Genomic DNA, 23,882 nt, shown 5'->3' with positions numbered 1-23,882 from the left:
CTTTACATTGACTGTCATTTTACCCAAAATTGGAGGAAACCCCATGAACGCAGAATTCTTACATCATTATTCAGGTCAGTTAAATCAAGAAATGTACTTAAATCGTTACGGGCACGCAGGTATTCCGGTAGTGGTATTCCCGTCATCTGGTGGTTCTAAAGATGAATTTGCGGACTTCGGCATGATTGAAGCCGCACATTATTTTATCGAAGAAGGAAAAGTCCAATTCTTCACCTTATCATCCCATGACCAAGAATCTTGGTTACACAAGGGCAAGTCCCAACATGACCGAGCTGAAGCCCACAATGCCTACGAACGTTATGTTATTGATGAAGCTATCCCATTCATCAAGCACTATACAGGTTGGTTTGACCCAATGATGACAACAGGTTGCTCAATGGGTGCTTACCATGCCCTGAATTTTCAATTGAAGCATCCGGATGTCTTTAATAAAACCCTTGCCTTATCAGGTGTTTACGACGCCCGTTACTTCGGTGGTGACTTCGGCGGTGACCTAGCCGTTTACTACAACTCTCCAGTGGACTATATTTGGACCTTAAACGATCCGTGGTTTACCGACCACTTGCGCCAAGCAGATATCATCGTTTGTACCGGTTTAGGTGACTGGGAGGCAGACGGTCTGCCCGGTTACTACAAGTTGCGTGAAGCTTTTGAGCATAAGAATATCCCAGCCTGGTTTGCAGAATGGGGACCAGATGTGTCTCATGACTGGATTTGGTGGCGCCAGCAACTGCCGTATTTTCTAGGCTATATGGTGTAGAATCTTTTAAATATTGATTGGAAAAGGACGTCAGGTGGTTAAGCAGGGCGTTCTTTTTTATGTGCTTCGAATCAGAAAAATGCTCAGCTTTATCTTGGAGATTCTTTTTTCAAAGGGTCACTTATAGGTGGGCGGTCTTTGATATGGTAAAATATAGACAAATTTTAAATCGTGGGGTGACAAGTCTATGCGCGTTATAGCTGGAAAATTTGGGAAACATCGTTTAAAGGCGGTGCCAGGGGATAATACCCGACCAACTACAGATAAAATCAAAGAATCATTATTTAATATTATCGGCCCTTATTTTGATGAGGACACAAGGGTTCTGGACTTCTATGCGGGGTCTGGGGCGCTTGGAATAGAAGCCATTTCAAGAGGGGCAGCAGTCGTTTACGGTTTTGAAAAGAACCGGCAAGCACAAGCGACGATTAAGGAAAACGTGGCTGCCGTGCGGATTGAGGACCAATATGTTTTGAAGTCAGGGGACAACCGCAAGGCCATCCAACAATTACGTCAAGCAGATAAGGACCTGCAATTTGACTTGGTTTTCTTGGATCCACCTTATAAAGGGCAACAATTAGAAGATGTGATCAACGGCTTTTTAGCAGATCATTGGCTGGCACCGGATGCCCGCTTAATTTGTGAATTAGACAAGCGAGACAAACTGCCGGAAGCTTTTGGACCACTCAAACAGATCAAAGATGTGACTTACGGAATCACTAGAATCCTGGTATACCAAATGGAGGAAGACTAGATGACAACAAAAGGAAGGGCCTTATATGCCGGGTCTTTTGACCCCTTAACAATGGGCCATGTGGACATGATTGAACGGGCAGCCAAGATGTTTGACTACGTCTACGTCGCTGTCGCAACAAATACCACCAAAACCTCTTTATTTACTGGCGAGGAGAAATTTGCTTTAGCTCAGGAAGCCACTAAACACCTAGATAATGTGGAAGTGATCTACTTAAAATCTGGCTTAACAGTGAATTTTGCTAGAGAATTGGACTGCGGTATTTTGATCCGCGGTTTGCGTAACGGCAGTGACTTTGAACAAGAAACCAACATCGCCTTAATGAACAAGCATCAAGCACCAGATATCGAGACCGTTCTCTTGTTATCAAGTGAGAAATATCGTTTTGTTTCAAGCTCTATTATTAAGGAAGTGGCGAAGTTTAACGGGGACGTGTCTGGCGTTGTGCCGCCAAATGTCAACGAAGCCATTAAAGCCAAATACGATGAATTAAATGGTTAAATTTTTTGGGTTATAGAACGATAAAGCAATACCAAATGAATAAATATATCAGTTATAAAAGACGTCTTCAATTAATTCAATCTAGGCGTCTTTTATTATATTTTTTTAAACCGTTTCATTTGAAATATGAATATATGTACACTACCATTGATTATGTAATACTTATTTAGAAGAAATTAATGCGACGTATGACATTATAATACATTAGGAGGACTGTCACATGTACATCAGAAAAGCAAAATTACAATATCATGCAAAACCTGAGAAAAGTAATCCTATTCTCGCACGACGTTTACAGGAGATTTTAGGGGGTCAATGGGGAGAAACTACAGGAATGTTGGCTTATACGCTTCAAGGTTGGAACACTGCTGGCAATGAAAGATATAAAGATTTATTATTAGACACTGGTACGGAAGAAATAGGCCATATGGAAATGTTAGCTACCATGATCAATGACCTATTACGTGACGCTCCTACTGATACGATAGAAGAATTTGCGAGAAATAGTGATCCAGCGACCGCTGCAATACTTGGTGGTATGGACCCTCAACATGCATTCGTCAACGGTCTTGGTGCCGGGCTATCTGATTCTAACGGCAATCCTTGGAGCGCAAATTTCATCATTTCAAGTGGGAATCTACTCGCTGATATGCGCTTCAACGTTGTCCGTGAATCACAGGCACGCCTTCAAGTATCACGAAACTTCTTGCAAACGGAGGATAAAGGTGTTCGCGATATGCTAAGTTACCTCATGGCTCGTGAAACGCAGCACCAACTTCAATTCTTAAAAGCTTGTGAAGAATTGGAAGAAAAATACGGTCCAGTTGTACCACATGGTACTCAAGACTTACAAAAACAAGGTAAGGAGTTTACACATACACTTTACAACTTCTCAGAAGGAGAAGCCTCTCAAGCACTCGAGGGGGAAACTGCCCGTGATGGAAACAAATTCCACTATAGTAGTGACCCCATTATGGCAGGTGGTGAACCTGATTTAACAGCTGCACCAGAAATATTAAGAAATACGCCGCCTGAAGATCCAAACACTGCTGTTGAAGAAGGACGCAGAATGCTTGAAGGTGAACAAAATACAAGTAAATAGTTAAAAAATAAAAATATACTTGGCTTAGACTTATGTGATATGCATAAGTCTTTTTTTGTGTGGCTTTTTCGCCGAAAGGAGATATGCCCAACAGACAGGGAAATATCCTCATTCCCTAAGGTCGAATATATGAGAAGTGTATTTTATGAGATTTCCTTATTTTGATTGACCTATATTAGAAAAGGAATGTTCAAAGTTTTGAAATATGAGCCGACGCTTTTAACTGATCTTGCCGTATATAATAGGTGAGGTGATCATCATGAAGCAGTTGCGGGCATGGCTAAGTCAATTTGCATTAGATACGAAAGAAAAGAATATCCAACAAGTGTGGTTCTTGTATAGACCCTACTTGCTGGGTATTTTTGTCGTCTTTGTGACTGTGAGTGGACTAGGGATTTACGGACTTAGTCAGGTATTTCAAGGCAGACAAGGCCAAACTAACGCCTTAGTGGTAGAGGCAGAAACGGACGAAGGAACATCTGACTTGCTAAGCTCAGAAGAGCACCTGTCGGAAAATGTTGTAGTTTCATCAAGTGCGGTGGGTGGTACAGCCAGCGAAATCTCTAGAGAAGAAGCTGATGAAGAAGCTGATGAAGAAAGCGAAACTATCGCGAGTAGCGCAGCCAATGAAACCTGGTATGTAGACATTAAAGGGGCTGTAAAAATCCCGCAAGTTGTCCCAGTGATCCCAGGTATGCGGGTTCATGATGTGGTTGAAATGGCGGGTGGGGTAACTGGTGAGGCGGACCAAAGTCAGGTGAATTTGGCGCAATTAGTCACTGATCAAATGGTGATTTATGTCCCTAAAATGGGCGAAGAGGTTAGTCCTTCAACTGAAGCATTGGTTGCTGATTCTCAGGTCACAGAAAGTGATGTATCCGTGCGTTCTGGGGATCCCAATAGTGACGGGGGCCTGGTCAATATCAATACTGCAGATGCTACAATGCTACAGACCTTATCTGGTATAGGCGAGAAGCGGGCGGCCGATATCATTAATTACCGGGAGACGAACGGTCTATTTGAAACCATTGATGACCTAGACCAAGTGTCAGGAATTGGGGAGAAAACGATGGAGAAGTTACGGCCTTTAATTACGGTGGATTAAGATGCAATATAAGTTAGTCCTCCATAGTTTAGGTGTTCTTCTACTTGCAGTTGTGGTCCTGACCAATAGTCCTTGGGTCTGGCTTTCTTATGGCTTATTTTTGGTCCGTGTGCTTGCTTTAAAAGAGGGTAGATTTCTGCTACAACTAGTGTTTGTACATTGTTTACTCGGCGCTTATTTTGCCTATCAAGATGCTAGTCGACACAGTATCCTAACTGGGGCAGAAGAAGAATTGGTTATGGATGTGGCCATCACTGATGTAAAAGTTGAAGGCAATCTGTTGTCTTTTCGAGGGACTACGCTCTTAAAGGGACAAAATGAAAAGGTACAAGTATTTTATATGCTTGAAGACGAAGATAACCAAAAAGCTTGGTTAGATAAAGAACAATCTTTTCAGGCTACCCTTACTGGCACATTAGAACAAGCGGATGAAAACCAAAATTTTCACCTGTTTAACTACCGGACTTATTTAAAACGGCAGGATATTTATTGGATTATGTCACCGGATGCCATTAACATTAATAGGGATTTGAATCACTGGCAATTTTGGTTAGCCAACCAAAGACAAGCCATAATCAATTGGCTGGGGACCATTCAAAATCCGACCGTATCAGCCTATACTTTGTCTCTCTTTTTCAATAAAATGGATGCACTTGAAGGGGAGGTGTTAGACGCTTATCAAGCGATTGGCCTGATTCATTTATTTTCGATTTCCGGTTTTCACGTCCAGTATTTCTTAACTTTTTTCAAGAAAATCCTTCTTCGATTAGGCATCACAGTAGAATCTTTTGATTATTTCGCCATTGCCATCCTACTCCTATATACCGTCTTTTTAGGTTGGCCCTACGGTATGATTCGGTCCTTTGTGGCCTATACCTATAACGTCCTCCAGAAGCGGCGGGGCAGGAAACCTTCATCACTCGTAGGCACTTCCTGGTCCATGATTTTACTCCTAATGATAGACCCACGCATCATCTTTACCCTGTCCTTTCAGTTGACCTATGCCTTGTCCTATACTATTTTATTTACCGGGAAATTTATCCAAGCCAAATGCCGGCACTCCCTACAAGTCGAAATCTGGCAAAGTTTCATCTGTAGTTTAGTCACCATTCCCTTTTTAACCATGACCTACTTTGAATTCTCTTGGGTGTCCCTTATCTTAAATTACGGCTACTCCTGGCTATTCGCCACCTTTTTATTTCCCGGACTCCTTTTGATTTTACTCATTCAAATCACCAGCTTAGGCACTTATTTCACCTGGCTACAAGCTGGATTAGCTTATTTGATTGAGGGAATAGAAATGCTAGCTCTTTTCGCTGAAAAATGGACTTGGTTTCAGTGGGTGACGGGTAGGCCACAAATTGCTGTCTTGGTATTTTTTGTGGTCACTTTGCTCATATATCTAGCGGACCTTTCAAAAGCGAAAGTTACTAAAAGCTTGCACGGACTATTAGCGTTTAGCTTAGTTTTACTGTATTTGAACCCTTATTTACACAGATACGGGCAAGTAGCCATGCTAGCGATTGGGCAGGGGGATACCTTTTTCCTAGAAATGCCTTACCAAAGAAAGGTCTATTTAATCGATTTGGCGGGGAAAATCAACTTCACTACACTTTTAGCTGACCAAGATCCGTCCAAATCATGGCAATTACGGGATAGTGAAAGTGTCGCTGAAAGGCAAATAATTCCTGCCCTTAAAGCAGCGGGGACAAGGACGATCGATGGGGTGTTTTTAACTCACGGAGACTTCGACCATATCGGATCATTTGGTGAAATTGCCAAGGCCTTTAAAATCGAAACCTTATATTTACCAATCGGAATGGACGCGGACACAGAATCCTTAACTAGCTTGCAGGAAGCAATCGAGGCGGGGAAAAATCCTAAAATGAAGATTACCTGGCTCAAATCTGGAGACCAGGTGGCCCTTGACCAAAAAACCAATTTACAGGTTTTAGCGCCGAATAAATCAGGTGCAGGAGAAAATGCGGATTCTTTAGTCTTATATGGTAGAATAGGACTTCATGACTTTCTATTTACAGGAGATATAGACGGGGCAGCTGAAAATGCGCTCCCGAGTCTACCGGTGGATATTTTAAAAGTGGCTCATCACGGATCAGACCATTCAACGCCAGCTGACTTTATCGAGAGAACTCACCCAAAAATCGCTTGGATTTCAGTGGGTAAGGACAACCGGTATGGCCATCCAGCTGACCGGGTGGTGGCTGATTTAGAAGCCAATCAAACAAAAATATATCGTACGGATACAATGGGCGCTGTCCACTATATTTACTGGCCCAAATCCGCTAAAATAGACAGTGTGCAATTAAATTAGGAGGTAGGTTATGGAATTACAAAAGGCATTACAGGCGCTAAATAACGGGCAAATTGACCCCATATATGTACTACAAGGGCCTGAAACCTACTTAATCAACCGGTTTCTAACGGCCATTGAAGCTCAGTACTTACAAGAAGACGCTAACGCCATGAATTACATGTCCTTTGATATGGAAGAAGATAGCTTGGCGGACGTGATGGTTGAAGCCAACACCATTTCATTTTTCAATGAACCAAGATTGATTTTAATGCGGCAACCAGCTTTTTTAACGGGGTCACAGAAGAAGAATGCCATCAAGCAGGATGACACGTCCTTACTCGAATACCTGGATAATCCAGCAGATGATGTGGTATTAGTCATTGTGGCTGATTATGAATCCTTAGATGGCCGGAAGAAAATTGTGAAGCAACTCAAGAAGAAGGCCACATTTGTGGATACCTCTGTCATGGCCGAACCTCAAGTGAAAGACTATATGCAGCGGTACGTGGCTTCAGAAGGCGTTGATATGACCAGAGAAGCCATGGCCCTATTCTTGAAACGGACCAATTACCAGCTTACCCAGTCCATTCGTGAGATGGACAAGTTGATTTTATATGTAGGGGACGAGAAAAGAATCAACCAGCGAGATGTTGACTTGTTGGTGACACCGTCATTGGATGACAATATCTTCCATCTGACGGACCATATTATGCGTCAAGATTCAGCCGCTGCTTTAAGGTTATACCGCGAACTAATCGCACAGAAAAATCAACCCATCGCCATTCTTGGTTTACTCCAGTCTAACTTCCGCTTGTATACGCAAATTATCCAATTGAAGAAAGCGGGTTATGACCAAGGATCAATGGCTGAAACCATTGGCGTTCATCCATACCGGATTAAAATGGCTGGCCAATCGATTAATCCTTATTCGCCGAATTTACTCATGGTGGGTTATATGAAGTTGATTGAATTAGACTTTGATATTAAACAGGGGAAAGTAGACCAGCATCTTGGGATTGAGTGGTTTATTTTAGACTTTTGTTCAGGTAGGGCAGCTAGTTAAGGCATATATGTGAGAAAAACAGGCAACAAAAAAAGCAGGAAAATGCGTACGTCATTTTCCTGCTTTTTATAATGATCGGTTTTGGTAACACCATTTACCAAGGTCGATTATACTTTTTTAGCTAAGCGAGCTTTTTCACGAGCAGCTTTGTTAGCGTGGATTAATCCTTTGCTAGCAGCTTGATCTAACATTTTAGAAGCGTTACGGAATAATTCGTCTTTGTTGTCTGCGTTTTCTGCAGCAGCTTGTTCAAAACGTTTAACAGCTGTACGTACAGAAGCGATTTTCGCGCTGTTACGAGCGTTAGCAGTTTCGTTTTGACGAGCACGTTTGATTGCTGATTCAATATTTGGCATTAAAAACACCCACTTTCCTGTCAAAATTATAAAAGTGAACTTGTCACTAACAGACAATATTATACAGAAATAATAAGAGATAAGTCAAGGTAAATTTAATGAGTCTTATCTAACCTGCTATAAACAAGTGATAATGTCTTATATATTCACAAGGGAAAATGTCTTGGGCAGATCAAACTTGGTGGAAATAGCGAACTAATAGATACCATCAAGAATATGACTTGTCTCTTGTAAAAGGATTTTGTTCAAAAATTTATTGGCATTGGCAAGGAAAAAAGGCTGGTGATTTTGAAAACTGATACCTGTTTCAATTGGACCGTCAGCCAAGTCGCGGACCCCCTTTTTCCAAGTGTTAAGGTTTCGGCTTTAATCACTTAGATGGTATAATATTAGGGTATGTAATTGTGTATTTTAAAAGGAAGAGAGGTTCATGATGATAAACCAATTTGATTTAGTTTCGGAATATGAACCGAGTGGGGACCAACCGGAAGCCATCAGAAGAATTGTGGAACAAGTGGAGGCTGGCGATAAGGCGCAAGTTTTACTAGGTGGTACGGGGACTGGGAAGACTTTTACCATGGCCAATGTGATCGCCCAAACCAACCGACCAACTTTGGTTCTAGCCCATAATAAAACCTTGGCAGGTCAGTTATACGGGGAATTGAAAGATTTCTTCCCGAATAATGCGGTGGAGTATTTTGTATCTTACTACGACTACTACCAACCGGAAGCATATGTGCCGTCAAGTGATTCATATATTGAAAAATCAGCTTCCGTGAATGACGAAATTGATAAGCTACGCCACTCTGCGACGTCTTCCATTTTGGAGCGACGGGATACGATTGTCGTTGCCTCTGTTTCATGTATTTATGGTTTGGTGAACCCAGTCGAGTACCGCGATCATGTGATATCAATTAGACAAGGGCAAACATTATCCCGCGATGCCTTTATGCGTCGTTTAGTTGAAAATCAATATGAACGGAATGATATCGACTTCCAGCGTGGGACTTTCCGTGTGCGTGGGGATATTGTGGATGTATTCTTATCATCTCATGATTCTTCATCGATTCGAGTGGAGTTTTTTGGTGATGAAATCGACCGCATTCGTGAAGTGGATGCTTTAACAGGTGAGGTCCAGTCTGAAGTAGAACATTATCCCATTTATCCAGCGACTCACTTTGTGGTGGACCATGAACAAGTAGAAAAATCAGTTAAATCAATTGAGGCTGAATTAGAAGAACGTTTGAAAGAGTTGAATGATGAAGGGAAGTTGCTTGAAGCGCAACGTCTAGAACAACGTACTCGCTATGATATAGAAATGCTTCTTGAAATGGGTTATTGTAACGGGATCGAAAATTACTCTCGTCATATGGACGGGCGTAAACCTGGGGAAGCACCATATACCTTGCTTGATTTCTTCCCAGAAGATTTCTTATTAATGGTGGATGAGTCACATATGACAATGCCACAGGTGCGCGGAATGTATAACGGAGATAAGGCTAGAAAACAAGTTTTAATTGACCATGGTTTCCGTTTACCATCAGCCTTGGATAACCGACCATTAAAATTAGAAGAGTTTGAAGGAAAATTAAACCAGACACTATTCGTATCCGCAACACCAGCGGATTATGAAGTAGAAAAAGCAGGCGAAGATGACATTGTAGAACAAATCATTCGACCAACCGGCCTGCTTGATCCTACTGTGGAAGTTCGTCCAATTGAAGGTCAAATTGATGACATTATTAGTGAGATTAATGACCGAATTGAACGAGAAGAACGGGTATTTATCACCACTTTAACGAAACGAATGGCAGAAGACCTGACCGACTACTTGGAAGAAGTGGGCATTAAGGTGAAATATCTGCATTCTGATATCAAGACGTTAGAACGTACAGAAATTATTCGTGACTTACGTCTAGGTGTATTCGATGTGTTGATTGGGATTAACTTATTGCGTGAGGGAATAGATGTACCTGAAGTATCCTTAGTCACGATATTAGATGCGGATAAGGAAGGATTCTTGCGTAATGAACGGTCGCTGATCCAAACTATTGGACGGGCAGCACGTAATCAAAATGGGCATGTAATTCTGTATGCAGATGGTATCACCGACTCTATGCGCCGGGCAATGGATGAAACGGCCCGTCGTCGTGCTATCCAACAAGCTTATAACAAGGAACATGGGATTGTACCGCAAACAATCAAGAAAGAAATTCGTGATGCTATTCGAATTACCCATGTGAATTCTGAAGAAATGAGTAATTCTCTAACAGAACAATTACGGGCTTTAAAACGGGATGACAGAGAACAAGCTTTACGGAATGTGGAATTAGAAATGAAACAAGCTGCCAAGGACTTAAACTTCGAAAAAGCGGCTGAACTGCGTGACATTATTATGGAATTAAAGGCAGAAATGAAGAAATAGCTCTTACTTGTCTTAGCTATCAAGTAAGAGTAGCTTGCGTTCGATATTTCATAAAATTTTTAATAACAAAAAAGGCATCGCTTTGTCGGCGGTGCCTTTTTCTTTGACTATTATTCTTTTAAGTTATTATTCTTTACTTCATTTTCCAATGCTATTTTATTTGCTATAAAAAGGTTAAAGTAACTCAAGCAGAGGATCAACCAAGTAGCGCCTATAGACCAACCGGCGATGATGTCAGATAGATAGTGGACGCCAAGGTATAATCGAGATGCACTGATGGCAACCACCATGAAGATGGTAAAGCCAATTAAGTAGGGCATCATCTTTGGGTACTTATCCTTAAAATAATACCAAATTAAGAAAGCTAGGGATCCCCATGCTAGTACTGCACCAGTTGCATGTCCAGAAGGGAAGGAGTAGCCCCCTTGGTCAACAAGGTGCGTCACGTAGGAAGGGCGCGCCCTTTGAATAATATTTTTAATTAGGTCAACAACAGGCCCAACGCCAACTAGAATAGTGAAAACTATCCAAAGTAATACTTGCCATTTTTGGCTGATACAATAGAAAATACCAGCTATAATCATCGTGAGAGGAATGATTCCTTGGGCATTACCAATGAGGGTGAAAGATTGTACAAACGTTGTAAAAGGCGCTGGACCCCATTGATAGAGATGTTGGCCAATATTTTGGTCGATTACTGTCAAAAAATCAACGTCAATCATTGCTGTTAAACAGATTAAAATAAAGGGTATTGCGGTGATGGCGGATGCTATTAAATAAGGTAGAATTGGATCTTTTTTCATTGCTGGCCTCCATGTCGATATTAAGCTTTATTGTATATATTGTATGAACATTTCGCAAGGGAATAAAGGCTGATGATTTTTTTGAGAATCCATTTGCATTATAAGTTGATTATGTGTATAATGTCAGATGACCGTTTACTTCGCGAGTTGAATCACCAACGCTTGTCGCAGTTTACGGCGAATATTATGAAAGAGGTGTTGTCACATGGCAATTTCAAAAGAACGTAAAAACGAATTAATCCAACAATTTGCACGTCACGAAGGAGATACTGGTAGCCCAGAGGTACAAATCGCTATCTTAACTGAAGATATCAACTCTCTTAACGAACATGCACGTACGCACAAAAAAGACCACCATTCTTACCGTGGTTTAATGAAAAAAGTAGGTCACCGTCGTAACTTGTTAGCTTACTTACGTAACAAAGATGTTCAACGTTACCGTGAATTAATCAAAGCATTAGGCTTACGTCGTTAATTCTTATAAATATGATCTTAAAGCGGGATACTTTTGTGTCTCGCTTTTGTTGATTTTTAACCCTTTTTATAGGAAAATAAACTAGTATGGAATAAAGGCGCCAACAGTTGTTCACTACTATGCAAATTTGTGAGTATCAAGTCTTGATCTTAGAAATTTGTTTAGTAGCAAACTTGTTGGCAGTATGCAAATAAAGGAGCATGTTAGAACATGGAAGAAAAGCAAGTGTTTAAAATGAATTGGGCCGGCCGCCCGTTAACGATCGAATATGGTCAGGTAGCTAAACAAGCCAATGCAGCGGTATTGGTTCGTTACGGAGATACTGTCGTATTAACTGCCGTAGTAGGGGCAAAAGAAGCTAAGCCAGGACAAGACTTCTTCCCATTACAAGTAAACTATGAAGAAAAAATGTACTCAGTAGGGAAAATTCCTGGTGGTTACATTAAACGTGAAGGTCGCCCAAGCGAACATGCAACATTAACAGCACGTTTGATTGACCGTCCTATCCGTCCAATGTTTGACGAAGGGTTTACCAATGAAGTGCAAGTGATTAATACTGTTTTATCCGTAGACCCAGACTGTTCACCAGAAATGGCCGCAATGTTTGGTTCATCAGCAGCCTTAACAATCTCAGATATTCCTTTCGATGGTCCTATCGCAGGGGTAAATGTTGGTCGTGTAAATGGTGATTTGGTGATTAACCCAACTGTAGAACAGCAAGCACAATCTGATTTAGAGTTAATTGTTGCTGGTTCTAAAGATGCCATCAACATGGTAGAGTCTTCAGCTGCAGAGTTATCTGAAACAGAAATGCTTGAAGCCTTAATGTTTGGTCACACATCAATCCGTGAATTATGCTACTTCCAAGACGAGATCCGTGAAAAAGTTGGTCAAGAGAAAATGGACGTCCAATTAAATACACCGGACAACGTGTTGGTTGCTGAAGTAACAGCACAATACAATCAACAAATGGTTGACGCTATCCAAACTTTTGATAAATTGGAACGTGAAGAAAATATCGAAGCGGTTAAAGCAGCGATTATCGACCACTACAGCGAATTATATGCGGAGCATGAAGATGTTGCAAAATTAATGGACCAAGTGCGCCAAATCGCTCACCAATTAGAATATAAAGAAGTTCGCCGTTTAATTACTGACGATAAAGTACGTCCTGATGGTCGTAAAATTGACGAAATCCGTCCATTAGCTTCAGAAGTTGGCTTATTACCACGTACACACGGTTCTGGTTTATTCACTCGTGGACAAACCCAGGCCTTATCAGTAGCGACATTAGCACCATTATCTGAAGAACAACGTATTGATGGTTTATCTGGTGACGTTACGCAACGTTTCATGCACCACTACAACTTCCCTCAATACTCAGTAGGTTCAACCGGCCGTTACGGTTCGCCTGGTCGTCGTGAAATTGGTCACGGTGCTTTAGGTTACCGCGCCTTAAACGAAGTATTGCCAAGTGAAGAAGACTTCCCGTATGCAATTCGTTTAGTTGCTGAAGTATTAGAATCTAACGGTTCATCATCACAAGCATCTATTTGTGCGGGTACTTTAGCCCTTATGGACGCAGGTGTGCCAATTAAAGCACCTGTTGCTGGTATCGCAATGGGTCTAATCATGGATGAAGACGAAGAAAACTATACAGTCTTAACCGATATCCAAGGTCTAGAAGACCACTTAGGTGACATGGACTTTAAAGTAGCCGGTACAGAAAACGGTATTACTGCGCTACAAATGGATATCAAGATTAAAGGGATCACGGAACAAATTCTACGTGAAGCTTTAGACCAAGCACATAAAGCGCGTGTTGAAATCTTGGGTCACTTAGCAACTGCAATTGACGCGCCACGTGCTGAATTAAGTCCTTATGCACCAAAAATTGAGCAAATGCAAATTGATCCAGATGACATTAAAGTGGTTATCGGTAAAGGTGGCGACACCATCAACAAAATTATCGATGAAACAGGTGTTAAAATTGATATCGATCAAGAAGGTGGCGTGAATATCGCTTCAGATAATGCGGCAATGATCAAACGCGCGAAAGAAATTATTGCTGAATTGACCCTAAAAGTTCAAGCAGGTGAAGTGTATGAAGGAACTGTCAAACGCATTGAAAAATTTGGTGCCTTTGTTGAGATCGCTAAAGGTAAAGATGGTTTAGTGCATATTTCTCAACTGCAAGAAGAACGAACCAATAATGTGGAAGACGTAGTGTCAATGGACGAAAAAGTCCGCGTAAAAGTGACAGAAATCGACAACCGTGGTCGTATCAACTTGACGATGAAAGGTTTAGACGCTGAGTAATATTCAGATATTTTATATAAGAGAGCATCCAGTTTTTTAACTGGGTGCTTTTTTATATAGAGATAAAGAAAAATAGGTCCAGTATCATCAATAAACGTCATCAATTGAAATATAAAAATTCGACTATTTAGGTTTCCATTCAAATAAAATGAGGTTGATGTTGTGCTACATTTACATAGTTCAGAGAAAATTTTGATGTGCTAACGGTATAAAATATTTATAGGGAAGTAATGAATTTGAAGAGATTAACTTCTAAGAAAAGTGAATAAATCAAAATACTGATACTTTTTCTATTCTCATGATATGGACTAAATAAGGGTGAAGACCATTAAATTGTTGATCGTGCAAACTGAAGAAGGGTAACAGATAATTTTTATATTAATTGAGTGTTTTCTCATTTTTATTTCATAATACTGTCATTTTCATTGAGAAAAAGGCTAAGCTCTGATAAAATGAAACAGCGAGTGCGAATACTATCGAATATAAATAAAAGGATGAATCAATTATGGCAAAAGAGTATAATGTAGCAATTGTCGGAGCAACAGGTGCAGTTGGGGAACAATTACGTCACTTGGTTGCAAAAGCAAATTTCCCAGTAAAAAATGTGAAACTATTAGCATCAGCGCGTTCAGCGGGTACAGCATTACCGGTGGGCGATAAAAATTATGTTGTTGAAGAATTGACAAAAGATGCTTTTGAAGGTGTGGATATTGCCTTTTTCTCAGCTGGTGGAGACCGTTCAATCGAATTTAGCCAAGCAGCTATTGATGCCGGTGCAGTTGTCATTGATAATACTTCTGCCTTCCGGATGGATGAAAATACGCCTTTAGTAGTACCAGAGGTAAACCCACAAGCATTGAAAAATCATAATGGCTTGATTGCTAACCCTAACTGTTCAACAATCCAAATGGTTGTGGCTTTAAATCCAATCCGTGATGCCTTTGGATTAGACCGTGTGATCGTGTCTACTTACCAAGCGGTATCAGGTGCAGGGGCGACAGCTATTGAAGAAATGCGTCAACAATACCGTGATATTGAAGCAGGTAATGATATTCAAACACCTGGCATCTTGCCAGTTGGTGGTGATGAGAAACATTATCAAATGGCTTACAACGTATTGCCGCAAATCGATAAATTCCAAGACAACCACTATACTTATGAAGAAATGAAAATGACCAATGAAACCAAAAAAATCTTAGGTGATGAGACGATTGGGGTATCAGCGACTTGTGTGCGTGTACCGGTTGTTTACGGCCACTCAGAGTCTGTTTACTTTGAAGTAGATAATGATGACGTGACACTTGAAGATATCCAAAATGTTTTACGAGATGCACCTGGTGTTGTATTGGAAGATGATATCAACCAACAACTTTACCCTCAAGCAGTAAATGCTGAGAAGAAAACGGAAACATTTGTTGGCCGTATCCGTAAAGATTTAGACTTCCCACGTGGATACCATATGTGGGTTGTTTCTGACAATTTATGGAAGGGTGCCGCATTGAATTCAATTCAGATTGCAGAACAAATGGTAGCTGATAAATTAATCTAGTTTATGTTATACTTAAGCTAGCGATGTGCGGGCAATATGGCGAAGCGTCATTGCACCGCACTTTTTTTGAGTAAAAAATATATCCGACCTGATTAACAATTTGCGTCAGCTTGGATACAGGCTGCACTAACTATTTAGCGTGCATCCAGACTTTATAAAAATAAACCCAATATATTAGGAGGCAATAATATGAGTGATATTAATATCATCGCTCTGGGTGGTGTCCGTGAAAACGGGAAAAACATGTACCTAGTCGAAGTTGACGAAGCAATCTATGTCTTAGATTGTGGTCTTGTATACCCACCAGATGAATTATTAGGAATCGATATGATGATTCCAGACTTTACATACTTAAAAGAAAACCAAGACCGTGTAGCAGGGGTATTTTTAACCCACGGCCATGCGGATGCTATTGGTGCTTTACCGTATTTATTAAAAGATATTCAAGTACCCGTATTTGGTACTGAATTAACAATTGAATTAGCGAAAATTCAAACCAAGAAAATTGGCTTGAAGAATTATCAAGACTTCCATATTATTTCGGAAGATAATGAAATTGATTTTGGGAATGTCGTGATTAAATTCTTTAAAACGACTCACTCTGTACCAGAATCAGTAGGGATTGAAGTATCTACACCAGAAGGCTCAATCGTTTATACTGGTGACTTCAAGTTTGATATGACAGTTTCAGATGCATATAAGACAGACTTTTCGCGTATTGTTGAAATTGGTCGTGACGGTGTATTCGCCTTACTATCAGATTCCAATGCAGCAGAAAATATGAAACCCAACGCCACTGAAATTGAAATTGAACAAGGTTTGTTGAAGGAAGTGCGCAATGCTAAAGGTCGTGTTATCGTTGCGGCGGTGGCTTCAAACTTAATGCGTATTCAACAAGTTTTAGATGTTGCAAGTAAACTAGGTCGTCGTGTTTTCTTAGATGATACTGAATTGGAAGAAATTATTGACGTAGCTATTCGCTTAGGCAAACTATCGATTCCGTCAAAAGACTTGATTACCAACTTGAAGGACCTTGGCCGTTTTGAAGATCATGAAATTATTTTCCTAGAAACTGGAAAATCTGGTGAGCCATTAACAACCTTACAAAAAATGGCCTCAAGCCGTCACACAACTGTATCCATTAAAGATGGTGATAAGGTCATTATTGTGACAACACCTTCTTATGATATGGAAAAAGTGGTAGCAGAAACTAAAAACGATGTTTACCGTGCAGGCGGTGAAGTGGTTGAATTAGCTCAGGCGTATGCGTCAAGTGGTCATGCGAGTCCAAAAGACTTACAATTAATGATCAGCTTATTGAAGCCAAAATATGTGGTCCCAATTTCAGGTGAATACCGTCTAATGTCTGCCCACAAACACTTGGCAACAGAGGTAGGTATTCCAGAAGAGAGTGTCTTCTTATTAGATAAAGGGGATATCTTGACCTATAAAGATGGCAATATCCATATCGGTGGTGCCGTACCAGCTTCAAATGTATTGATTGATGGATCAGGTGTTGGAGATATTGGTAATATTGTTCTTCGCGACCGCCGTATCTTATCTGAAGATGGTATTTTCTTAGTTGTCCTAACGATTTCGCGCCGTCTAGGTAAAATCTTATCTGGTCCAGAAATTATTTCTCGTGGTTTCATCTATATGAAGGCTTCTGAAACCCTATTAGATGAATCAAAAGACCTTGTCGTTGAAGTGACTGAGGAAAATCTTAAAGACAAGAACTTTGAATGGTCTAAATTAAAAGGTGACATCCGGGATGCGCTAAGTAAGAAATTATATAGTGAAACTCAACGCCGTCCGATGATTTTACCAGTCATTATGGAAGCTTCAAACTACCATCCTGACAAAAAAGATAAGAAAAAAGGGAAACAAAACTAAGGGGGTCCGGCATGAACGCGTCACAAAAATTAGTAGTCTGGGTTGAAGGATTATTATTTGTCATCCTGGCTTTATTAATTGAAAGTATCTTCCCAGTAACCATTACAAGTTACAATATTACCGTAGCGATTTCATTAACCCTATTGGTTTTCTATTCATATAGAAGAGGATCAACAGCAGGCTTTATCGCTGGTGCAGTACTTGGAGCAGTAGTGGGGTATTTACAAGTAGAGAATGTACAAACAGAGTGGATGGTGCTAGTGGCTAGTGCAATCCAAACAGCTATGGTTGGGTTATCAGGTAAATTTGCCCGAAACTTACAGCGGACGTTATTCAACCGCCGTATGTCTAGTGTATACCTAAACCTAATTACCGGGACAGTTATGACTTTTGCCGCATTCTTCATCCTAAAATTTATCTTTAATCAATATGTGCTAAATATTGGTCAAGTGGCTGACGGTACATATGCGATGAGTATGTTATGGTCATTCTTGGCTAACTTAGCCTTAGCTTTAATCATCCTAGTAATCATCTTGAACGTATCATCGAAATTTTGGATTCCAAAGAATACGCCATATATTTCGCGCAAAGAACGTTCGCGTTTATTGAATGACTAACTCGTTCATCATATCTTGTAACAATAAATAGTAAGTAAGAGCAAACAACTAGTCCTCGGCATTTTCAATCGACCATTTTGTTTGCTCTTTTACTTTTAAAAAGGGGAAAACATGGGTTTATATATTTTTTATGGGATTTTAATTCTTTTAGTGCTAAATACCATCGCCGCAGTTATTACCATCCTTAGACAAGACCGTCCTGTGGCGACTATTTGGGCTTGGCTACTGGTCCTTATATTACTACCGGGTGTTGGGTTTATCATTTACTACTTTGTAGGCCGGAAAATTTCCGACCAAAATATCTTTAGGATTCGTAACCAAGAAATTTATGGTTTAAATGGTCTAAAAGAAAAGTATTTAAATAAAGATGGTAAACAGAAAAATGTTGACCATTATCCGCGTGGTATTCAAAAAATGATGCGTGTCTTGTTTAAGAGTGACTATTCAATCTTGACTGAAAACAATCATGTCGAAATCTTTATTTCAGGCCAAGAAAAAATGGACCGACTAGTTGCGGATATCTATGCCGCGACAGATTCAGTGCATGTCCAGTACTACATCTTTACTGATGATGAAGTGGGTATGCGGGTAGTGGACGCCTTAATTGACCGAGCCAAAGCGGGATTAGAGGTCAAGCTGATGGCTGACGCAGTAGGTAGTCGTCGGCTAAGTAAGAAATCAGTCAAACGCATGGAAGAGGCAGGGGTACAGTTTGAAAGTTTTTTCTCAAAAAGTCCCTTTTTTATTTTTAATTTTCGCCTAAATTGGCGTAATCACCGTAAAATTGTGGTGATTGACGGTTTAGTCGGTTATGTAGGAGGCTTTAATGTAGCCAAAGAGTATATTGGAACAGGGCCTTTAGGATACTGGCGCGATACTCACTTCCGTCTAACAGGAGATGCTGTCAAAACCTTACAAAGTCGTTTCATGGTAGACTGGTTTGCTTCTAAGAAAGCTAAACCAAGTGATTTTGACCATGAATATTTCCCAGACCCAGAAGTAAATGGTGAAACAGCCATGCAAATTGTTTCATCTGGACCAGATGAAGAGTCAGACCAAATAAAAATGGGTTACCTGCAGATGATTAATATTGCAGAAGAGTATATTTATATTCAAACACCTTACTTTATTCCAGACGAAGCCATCTTTGAAGCAGTTGAGATGGCAGCCTTATCAGGTGTGGAAGTCCACATCATGATTCCATCAAAACCTGACCACCCATTAGTATATCGAGCAACAGAATACTATGTAAAGTCCTTACTGCCAGCTGGTGTTCACGTACATAAATACCGTGAAGATGGGTTCTTACATGCCAAAACAGTATGCGTAGACGGTCATGTTGCTAGCGTTGGGACTGCTAACTTTGACATTCGAAGCTTCGCCTTGAACTTTGAAATCAATGCCTTTGTGTATGACCGCAAAGTCGTTACCCAATTAGAAGGAATCTTCAAAAATGATTTGAAAGAATCAACTCAAGTCGACATGGACCATTTCGAAAACCAAACAAAATGGAAGAAATTCCGTCAAGGGTTCTCGAGATTGTTCTCACCAGTTTTATAATAGGCAAAAGAAAAAAACCAGCTATCTGATTAGCTGGTTTTTGCGGTGTTATGGAATTGTTGGTGATAACGATGATTAATTTAATCGGCGTAAACAGAACGAACAGCCATGATTTCATCGACTTTAATGATGCGCATAACATCATTATCAACATCTTCAAATAGGATAATGTCTTTATCTGTATATTTTGACCGGAAGATACCAAATAAAATATCTTTGGTGTTCATAGAACCGATTTGACGAGTAACGGTAATATATAGGGGTTCACCTAATTCGTTAGAATAGTTAATGTATTTGATTATGTCTTTGATTGGCATAATAGTTGTCAATACGTTGCTTTCCTTTTTCGCTTTGCGCTCTTCACTATTGAAAGAAAGGATATTTGACTGGCTAGATTGTTCAGCTTCAAGCAACATTGGATCAACTGGGATGAATAGATTACGGATTGATTGATAAGATAATGGGTTTTGCATGATAAGCCTCCTTATATTGAACAGTGGTCAGAACGATGGGTACGTAGTAACGTAACTTGATTTAGCAAACGTTTGTTCGCTTTACAATTTATATTATAAAGAACGTCCGTTCGGTATGCAAGTCTTTTTACGAACATCTGTTCACTTTTTACTCAGAAGCTTAAATATGGTATGATTCTAATTGAAAATTAATCCTAACATTAAAGAAAACCTTCAGGTCTTTGAGAAAAATAATTAAATTTGTGGTACTATTAATGCTATATAAAAATGTGAAGGGTGAAAGGTGTTCTATGAAATCGAAAGGACTATTAGTTGTATTATCCGGTCCCTCTGGAGTGGGGAAGGGAACAGTGCGACAAGCGCTGTTCGAGACTGATACGAATCATGATCAGTTTTATTATTCAGTTTCTGCAACAACCCGACAACCACGCCCGGGCGAAGTAGATGGAAAAGACTACTTCTTTGTATCGCGCGACAAATTCGAAGGTATGATTGAAGACGAACGTTTGTTGGAGTATGCTGAATATGTGGGCAACTACTATGGAACACCCCTTCAATACGTTGAAGAAATGACTGACCAAGGTAAGGATGTTTTCCTTGAAATAGAGGTTCAAGGTGCATTGCAGGTTAAGCGACGTATGCCAGATGGTGTATTCATTTTTCTTGCACCACCGACTATGCATGAGTTAGAATCTAGAATAGTTAATCGTGGTACTGACGCCCCAGAAGTCATTGAGAAGCGGATGCATCAAGCACGAGAAGAGTTGCAATTGGTTACGCAATACGACTATGTTGTGGAAAATGATAATGTAGACTCGGCAGTTGAACGAATTCAAACCATCATAAATGCTGAGCATTTAAAAACAGACCGATTTATCGACGATATTGTAGAAAATTACTTAAAGGAAGGCGACGAAAAATAATGATTATCTATCCATCAATTGACAAATTATTAGACCGCATCGATTCAAAATACTCACTAGTATCCATTGCTGCAAAACGCGCAACTGAATTACAGGTTGAGAAGAATCCAATGTTAAATGAATACCAATCACCTAAATTTGTAGGTCAAGCGTTAGAAGAAATCGCTTCTAATGACTTAGTGATTGATCCAGACTCATTATCGCAAAGCTAATTATCATTTTTAGAAAAATATAAACTTCATTAAGCCAAGTAGCTTTCCGTTGCTTGGTTTTTTTGCTAATTCAGTCTAGATATGTGAGGTGACTTAGCTAATGAAATACGCAAAAAAAGAGGTGTACCATCAAAACGGTCATACCTCTTATCATCAATTGAATATTATTTTTCAGAGACTAATTTGCCTTGAACATATACTTGTTGGATATTGGCTTGGTTAGCTAAGTATAGGATCTTTTCAAATGTTTGTCCTAGATCTTCAAAGACACCAAATCCGTGGATACGGTTTTCCTTAGCTTTTGTATCAATGACTTGGAAATCTGCCGTATAGCCTTCTTTGATTAAACCAATTGGTAAGTCAAGGGCTTCACCACCACCAAGTGTAGCGAGAGAAAAGGCTTCTACAACAGAAATGTGAGAATCTGGCACACCACGTTTGGCTTGCGGTAAACGGGTATCAACACCGTCTTCTAATTGACGTGAGCTCATCACAGCTTGTTTAATCCCGTCATATAGAGACGGTGAGAAACCACCGGAAATATCTGTTCCTAAGCCAACTTGTACGTCTAATTCTTTTAGGTGTTTAATGGGAATAATACTATTAGCAAAGTAAACGTTAGAAATAGGGCAGTGGGCAACCGCTGTTTGGTTTTCTGCAAAAATCGCAGCATCATCGTCATTGATAAAGTTAGAATGGGCCATAACTGATTTTTTACCGAATAAACCAAAGTCTCTAAGGGCTTCAGTGTCAGTTTTACCAAAGCGTTTATAAGTAAAATCATGTTCCCATTGCCCTTCACTACAATGCGTGTGGACGTGGGTGTCGTATTTTTGAGCTAGTGCACCTAAACCAGCTAAGGCCTCGTCAGTACAAGAGGGCGCAAACCGGGGCATGACAACAGGGTAGACGCCTTGAATGACGTCCTTACCATAAGCACGCACTTCTTGGATAAATTCTTCAGTTTCTTGTAGGGCAATCTCAGTTGACGCATCTCGGTAAAAGTCAGGGTTACCTTGTGGGTCATCCATAACTACTTTACCAACTAAGGCGCGTTGACCTTTTTCTGCAGCAATCTTAACCAATTCAAATGACGATTCTTTGTGAATAGTCCCGAAATAAAGGGCAGTAGTGGTGCCACGAGCGAGTAAGGTCGCCACTAAGTCTGTGTAAACTTCTTTCGCGAAGTCAATGTCTTTATATTTAGCCTCTAGTGGAAAAGTGTGTTCATTTAACCAAATATCTAATGGGACGTCTAAAGCAATCCCTGCTTGAGGCCACTGGGGTGCGTGGATATGGGTGTCAATAAAGCCAGGTAATAAATATTGACCGTCTGTTAGACGAATTAAAGTGCCACGTTCTTCAAATAAGGCGATTAGCGGTTGGTAATCACCATCATCAGCCGGTACAATTCTATCGATTACCCCATCTTGGTTGATGGTTATCAGTGCCTGTTCTTGGTATTCAAGTTGGCCGTGAGTTGGTGTGTGAAAATAAGTTGCGACAATGGCTTTTTCTAATCCAATCATGTTGTGCTCCCTTTAAATAAAAATATTTCCTTCTCTCTCATTTTAAGATAAATTAACGAACAAGTAAATAGAATTAAAGTTAAATGTTCGTAAATAAACTCTAATATCTCAAATTAATTAGATTTTAGTTACAAAAAGGATAAATTAACGAACGTATATACAAAGGGAAAGCGAAAATGTATGCCACAGGCAATTAATGTTAAATGCCAACCAATTACTATACAATAGGTAGATCAACTACTCTCTGTTAAAACAGAGAGTTTGTCCTAAACATGGTGGTTGTACAAACGATATAATATCTCCAACCGTTTAAAGACACTAAGGGATGGTTGACTGGCACCCCATCAGTAAGCGGTCTGTAGACACTTACCGAATATTGTTTTACGTTTAATAATTTTGTATTGGCACAACTTTTTCAAACCGCGGGTTTTTCTCACTCGACAGATATCGGTGACCCAATTCTTGAATATTGATAGCTGCCACACGGTCATCATTTGATTGATACCCACAATTTTGACAAGTAAACAAGTGCTTATCTTGTTGTCTATTAGCTCTATCAATTGATTCGCATTTCGGACAACGTTGGGACGTAAATTGTGCGGATACTTTTAAAACTTGCGAACCACTTTCTAAAGCTTTATACATTAACTTTTCTTCAAAATCGAAGAATCGCCAAGAATGGTGTTCATACCGTACATCTTGCTTACGGTGGTGAGTCGTGTTAAAAGTAACGTTCGTAAGATCTTCCACCACAAACAAGGTATTGGCCCCGTATCGGTCAACGAGTGTCTTTGATAATTGATGGTTCACATCATTCATCCAGCGGTTCTCTCGTCTTTCAATTGTTTTAAGGCGTCTACGACTTGATTTGGTGTTCTTCGCTTGTAAGGACTGGCGCAATTTCTTAAAACGCCGTCTTTTCTTCATCAAGCTTTTACCCGAATAGAAGGTAGTATGAGCTGTATCATCCGCAATAGTTAGTATCTGTCTTAAACCACGGTCAATGCCTACAATACGTTGAATATTAGTTTCATCTGGGCTGTCTATCTCTTTACTTGCGGACACGTGTAAGAACCACTTACCCTTACGACAGAGTAATTCAGCTTGACCGAACTTGTAAGCATTCTG

At 40.1% G+C, this 23,882-nt stretch carries 22 protein-coding genes; 16 read left to right on the top strand and 6 right to left on the bottom strand.

What is annotated here, in order from left to right:
- Positions 1-43: 43 nt before the first annotated feature.
- From ACUW85_RS03565 to holA, 7 genes are all read left to right on the top strand, one after another.
- On the top strand, positions 44-781 hold the full coding sequence (locus ACUW85_RS03565; protein ID WP_182023236.1) for an esterase family protein: 738 nt from the start codon (positions 44-46) through the stop codon (positions 779-781).
- 187 nt (positions 782-968) lie between these two features.
- Positions 969-1,535, top strand: a complete 567-nt coding sequence (gene rsmD, locus ACUW85_RS03560; RefSeq protein ID WP_149358168.1) for a 16S rRNA (guanine(966)-N(2))-methyltransferase RsmD — start codon at positions 969-971, stop codon at positions 1,533-1,535.
- Positions 1,536-2,036: a pantetheine-phosphate adenylyltransferase gene (coaD, locus tag ACUW85_RS03555; protein ID WP_182023235.1), complete on the top strand. Its 501-nt coding sequence runs from the start codon at positions 1,536-1,538 to the stop codon at positions 2,034-2,036. It abuts the gene before it with no gap.
- Positions 2,037-2,256: 220 nt separating this feature from the next.
- Positions 2,257-3,138 (top strand): manganese catalase family protein, encoded by an 882-nt coding sequence (locus ACUW85_RS03550; RefSeq protein WP_149256239.1) that lies wholly within the window; start codon positions 2,257-2,259, stop codon positions 3,136-3,138.
- Positions 3,139-3,397: 259 nt separating this feature from the next.
- Complete coding sequence (locus ACUW85_RS03545; protein ID WP_149256240.1) at positions 3,398-4,243, top strand: helix-hairpin-helix domain-containing protein; 846 nt, start codon at positions 3,398-3,400, stop codon at positions 4,241-4,243.
- Position 4,244: 1 nt separating this feature from the next.
- The gene (locus tag ACUW85_RS03540) at positions 4,245-6,575 is read left to right on the top strand and encodes a DNA internalization-related competence protein ComEC/Rec2 (RefSeq protein WP_182023234.1); all 2,331 of its coding nucleotides are present in this window, start codon (positions 4,245-4,247) and stop codon (positions 6,573-6,575) included.
- 10 nt (positions 6,576-6,585) lie between these two features.
- Positions 6,586-7,620, top strand: a complete 1,035-nt coding sequence (holA, locus tag ACUW85_RS03535; RefSeq protein WP_182023233.1) for a DNA polymerase III subunit delta — start codon at positions 6,586-6,588, stop codon at positions 7,618-7,620.
- Positions 7,621-7,727: 107 nt separating this feature from the next.
- On the opposite strand, the gene rpsT is transcribed toward holA, so the two are convergent.
- The gene (gene rpsT, locus ACUW85_RS03530) at positions 7,728-7,976 is read right to left on the bottom strand and encodes a 30S ribosomal protein S20 (protein WP_149314758.1); all 249 of its coding nucleotides are present in this window, start codon (positions 7,974-7,976) and stop codon (positions 7,728-7,730) included.
- Between the two features lie 195 nt (positions 7,977-8,171).
- Positions 8,172-8,303 carry a hypothetical protein gene (locus ACUW85_RS03525; protein WP_259345368.1) on the bottom strand — a complete coding sequence of 44 codons (132 nt, stop codon included), beginning with the start codon at positions 8,301-8,303 and terminating at the stop codon, positions 8,172-8,174.
- A 103-nt stretch (positions 8,304-8,406) separates the two neighbouring features.
- On the opposite strand from ACUW85_RS03525, the gene uvrB reads away from it, so the two are divergent.
- Complete coding sequence (uvrB, locus tag ACUW85_RS03520) at positions 8,407-10,401, top strand: excinuclease ABC subunit UvrB (protein WP_154837880.1); 1,995 nt, start codon at positions 8,407-8,409, stop codon at positions 10,399-10,401.
- Between the two features lie 110 nt (positions 10,402-10,511).
- Here the strand turns inward: uvrB and ACUW85_RS03515 are convergent, their stop codons facing one another.
- Positions 10,512-11,204: a phosphatase PAP2 family protein gene (locus tag ACUW85_RS03515; protein WP_182023232.1), complete on the bottom strand. Its 693-nt coding sequence runs from the start codon at positions 11,202-11,204 to the stop codon at positions 10,512-10,514.
- A 205-nt stretch (positions 11,205-11,409) separates the two neighbouring features.
- On the opposite strand from ACUW85_RS03515, the gene rpsO reads away from it, so the two are divergent.
- From rpsO to cls, 6 genes are all read left to right on the top strand, one after another.
- Complete coding sequence (gene rpsO / locus ACUW85_RS03510) at positions 11,410-11,679, top strand: 30S ribosomal protein S15 (RefSeq protein WP_003142464.1); 270 nt, start codon at positions 11,410-11,412, stop codon at positions 11,677-11,679.
- Positions 11,680-11,889: 210 nt separating this feature from the next.
- A complete protein-coding gene (gene pnp, locus ACUW85_RS03505; protein WP_048726342.1) occupies positions 11,890-13,998 on the top strand; it encodes a polyribonucleotide nucleotidyltransferase in 2,109 nt (702 codons plus the stop codon).
- Between the two features lie 505 nt (positions 13,999-14,503).
- Positions 14,504-15,547 (top strand): aspartate-semialdehyde dehydrogenase, encoded by a 1,044-nt coding sequence (locus ACUW85_RS03500; protein WP_182023231.1) that lies wholly within the window; start codon positions 14,504-14,506, stop codon positions 15,545-15,547.
- A gap of 189 nt (positions 15,548-15,736) precedes the next feature.
- Entirely contained in the window at positions 15,737-17,440 is a 1,704-nt protein-coding gene (locus tag ACUW85_RS03495) for a ribonuclease J (RefSeq protein ID WP_003142460.1), read from the top strand.
- 11 nt (positions 17,441-17,451) lie between these two features.
- Entirely contained in the window at positions 17,452-18,057 is a 606-nt protein-coding gene (locus tag ACUW85_RS03490) for an energy-coupled thiamine transporter ThiT (RefSeq protein WP_154837870.1), read from the top strand.
- 111 nt (positions 18,058-18,168) lie between these two features.
- Positions 18,169-19,617 (top strand): cardiolipin synthase, encoded by a 1,449-nt coding sequence (cls, locus tag ACUW85_RS03485; protein ID WP_182023230.1) that lies wholly within the window; start codon positions 18,169-18,171, stop codon positions 19,615-19,617.
- A gap of 80 nt (positions 19,618-19,697) precedes the next feature.
- Here the strand turns inward: cls and ACUW85_RS03480 are convergent, their stop codons facing one another.
- Positions 19,698-20,090, bottom strand: a complete 393-nt coding sequence (locus ACUW85_RS03480) for a hypothetical protein (protein WP_182023229.1) — start codon at positions 20,088-20,090, stop codon at positions 19,698-19,700.
- Positions 20,091-20,380: 290 nt separating this feature from the next.
- Between ACUW85_RS03480 and gmk the strand changes: the two genes are divergently transcribed.
- Both gmk and rpoZ read left to right on the top strand, forming a co-directional pair.
- Positions 20,381-21,013, top strand: coding sequence for a guanylate kinase (gene gmk / locus ACUW85_RS03475; RefSeq protein ID WP_016896747.1), 633 nt, complete (start codon positions 20,381-20,383; stop codon positions 21,011-21,013).
- Positions 21,013-21,225, top strand: a complete 213-nt coding sequence (rpoZ, locus tag ACUW85_RS03470; protein WP_048726357.1) for a DNA-directed RNA polymerase subunit omega — start codon at positions 21,013-21,015, stop codon at positions 21,223-21,225. Before gmk ends, rpoZ begins: the two co-directional genes overlap by 1 nt.
- A 164-nt stretch (positions 21,226-21,389) precedes the next feature.
- On the opposite strand, the gene guaD is transcribed toward rpoZ, so the two are convergent.
- Together guaD and ACUW85_RS03460 are read right to left on the bottom strand one after the other, a co-directional pair.
- Positions 21,390-22,754, bottom strand: a complete 1,365-nt coding sequence (gene guaD, locus ACUW85_RS03465; RefSeq protein WP_182023228.1) for a guanine deaminase — start codon at positions 22,752-22,754, stop codon at positions 21,390-21,392.
- A 387-nt stretch (positions 22,755-23,141) separates the two neighbouring features.
- On the bottom strand, positions 23,142-23,882 hold a 741-nt coding region (locus ACUW85_RS03460), incomplete at its 5' end, for an RNA-guided endonuclease TnpB family protein (protein ID WP_453977967.1).

This window comes from Aerococcus sp. 150760013-2, from assembly GCF_053627715.1.
The sequence above is the reverse complement of the archived record's forward strand: the minus strand, read 5'-3'. Positions and strand labels throughout refer to the sequence as shown.

Coding starts and splice junctions, on each gene's coding strand:
- pnp (WP_048726342.1), top strand. CDS start 11,890: ATGGAAGAAAAGCAAGTGTTTAAAATGAATTGGGCCGGCCGCCCGTTA.
- rpoZ (WP_048726357.1), top strand. CDS start 21,013: ATGATTATCTATCCATCAATTGACAAATTATTAGACCGCATCGATTCA.
- ACUW85_RS03495 (WP_003142460.1), top strand. CDS start 15,737: ATGAGTGATATTAATATCATCGCTCTGGGTGGTGTCCGTGAAAACGGG.
- ACUW85_RS03545 (WP_149256240.1), top strand. CDS start 3,398: ATGAAGCAGTTGCGGGCATGGCTAAGTCAATTTGCATTAGATACGAAA.
- coaD (WP_182023235.1), top strand. CDS start 1,536: ATGACAACAAAAGGAAGGGCCTTATATGCCGGGTCTTTTGACCCCTTA.
- cls (WP_182023230.1), top strand. CDS start 18,169: ATGGGTTTATATATTTTTTATGGGATTTTAATTCTTTTAGTGCTAAAT.
- gmk (WP_016896747.1), top strand. CDS start 20,381: ATGAAATCGAAAGGACTATTAGTTGTATTATCCGGTCCCTCTGGAGTG.
- rpsT (WP_149314758.1), bottom strand. CDS start 7,976: ATGCCAAATATTGAATCAGCAATCAAACGTGCTCGTCAAAACGAAACT.
- ACUW85_RS03550 (WP_149256239.1), top strand. CDS start 2,257: ATGTACATCAGAAAAGCAAAATTACAATATCATGCAAAACCTGAGAAA.
- uvrB (WP_154837880.1), top strand. CDS start 8,407: ATGATGATAAACCAATTTGATTTAGTTTCGGAATATGAACCGAGTGGG.
- ACUW85_RS03500 (WP_182023231.1), top strand. CDS start 14,504: ATGGCAAAAGAGTATAATGTAGCAATTGTCGGAGCAACAGGTGCAGTT.
- rpsO (WP_003142464.1), top strand. CDS start 11,410: ATGGCAATTTCAAAAGAACGTAAAAACGAATTAATCCAACAATTTGCA.
- ACUW85_RS03515 (WP_182023232.1), bottom strand. CDS start 11,204: ATGAAAAAAGATCCAATTCTACCTTATTTAATAGCATCCGCCATCACC.
- guaD (WP_182023228.1), bottom strand. CDS start 22,754: ATGATTGGATTAGAAAAAGCCATTGTCGCAACTTATTTTCACACACCA.
- ACUW85_RS03490 (WP_154837870.1), top strand. CDS start 17,452: ATGAACGCGTCACAAAAATTAGTAGTCTGGGTTGAAGGATTATTATTT.
- holA (WP_182023233.1), top strand. CDS start 6,586: ATGGAATTACAAAAGGCATTACAGGCGCTAAATAACGGGCAAATTGAC.
- ACUW85_RS03540 (WP_182023234.1), top strand. CDS start 4,245: ATGCAATATAAGTTAGTCCTCCATAGTTTAGGTGTTCTTCTACTTGCA.
- ACUW85_RS03565 (WP_182023236.1), top strand. CDS start 44: ATGAACGCAGAATTCTTACATCATTATTCAGGTCAGTTAAATCAAGAA.
- rsmD (WP_149358168.1), top strand. CDS start 969: ATGCGCGTTATAGCTGGAAAATTTGGGAAACATCGTTTAAAGGCGGTG.
- ACUW85_RS03480 (WP_182023229.1), bottom strand. CDS start 20,090: ATGCAAAACCCATTATCTTATCAATCAATCCGTAATCTATTCATCCCA.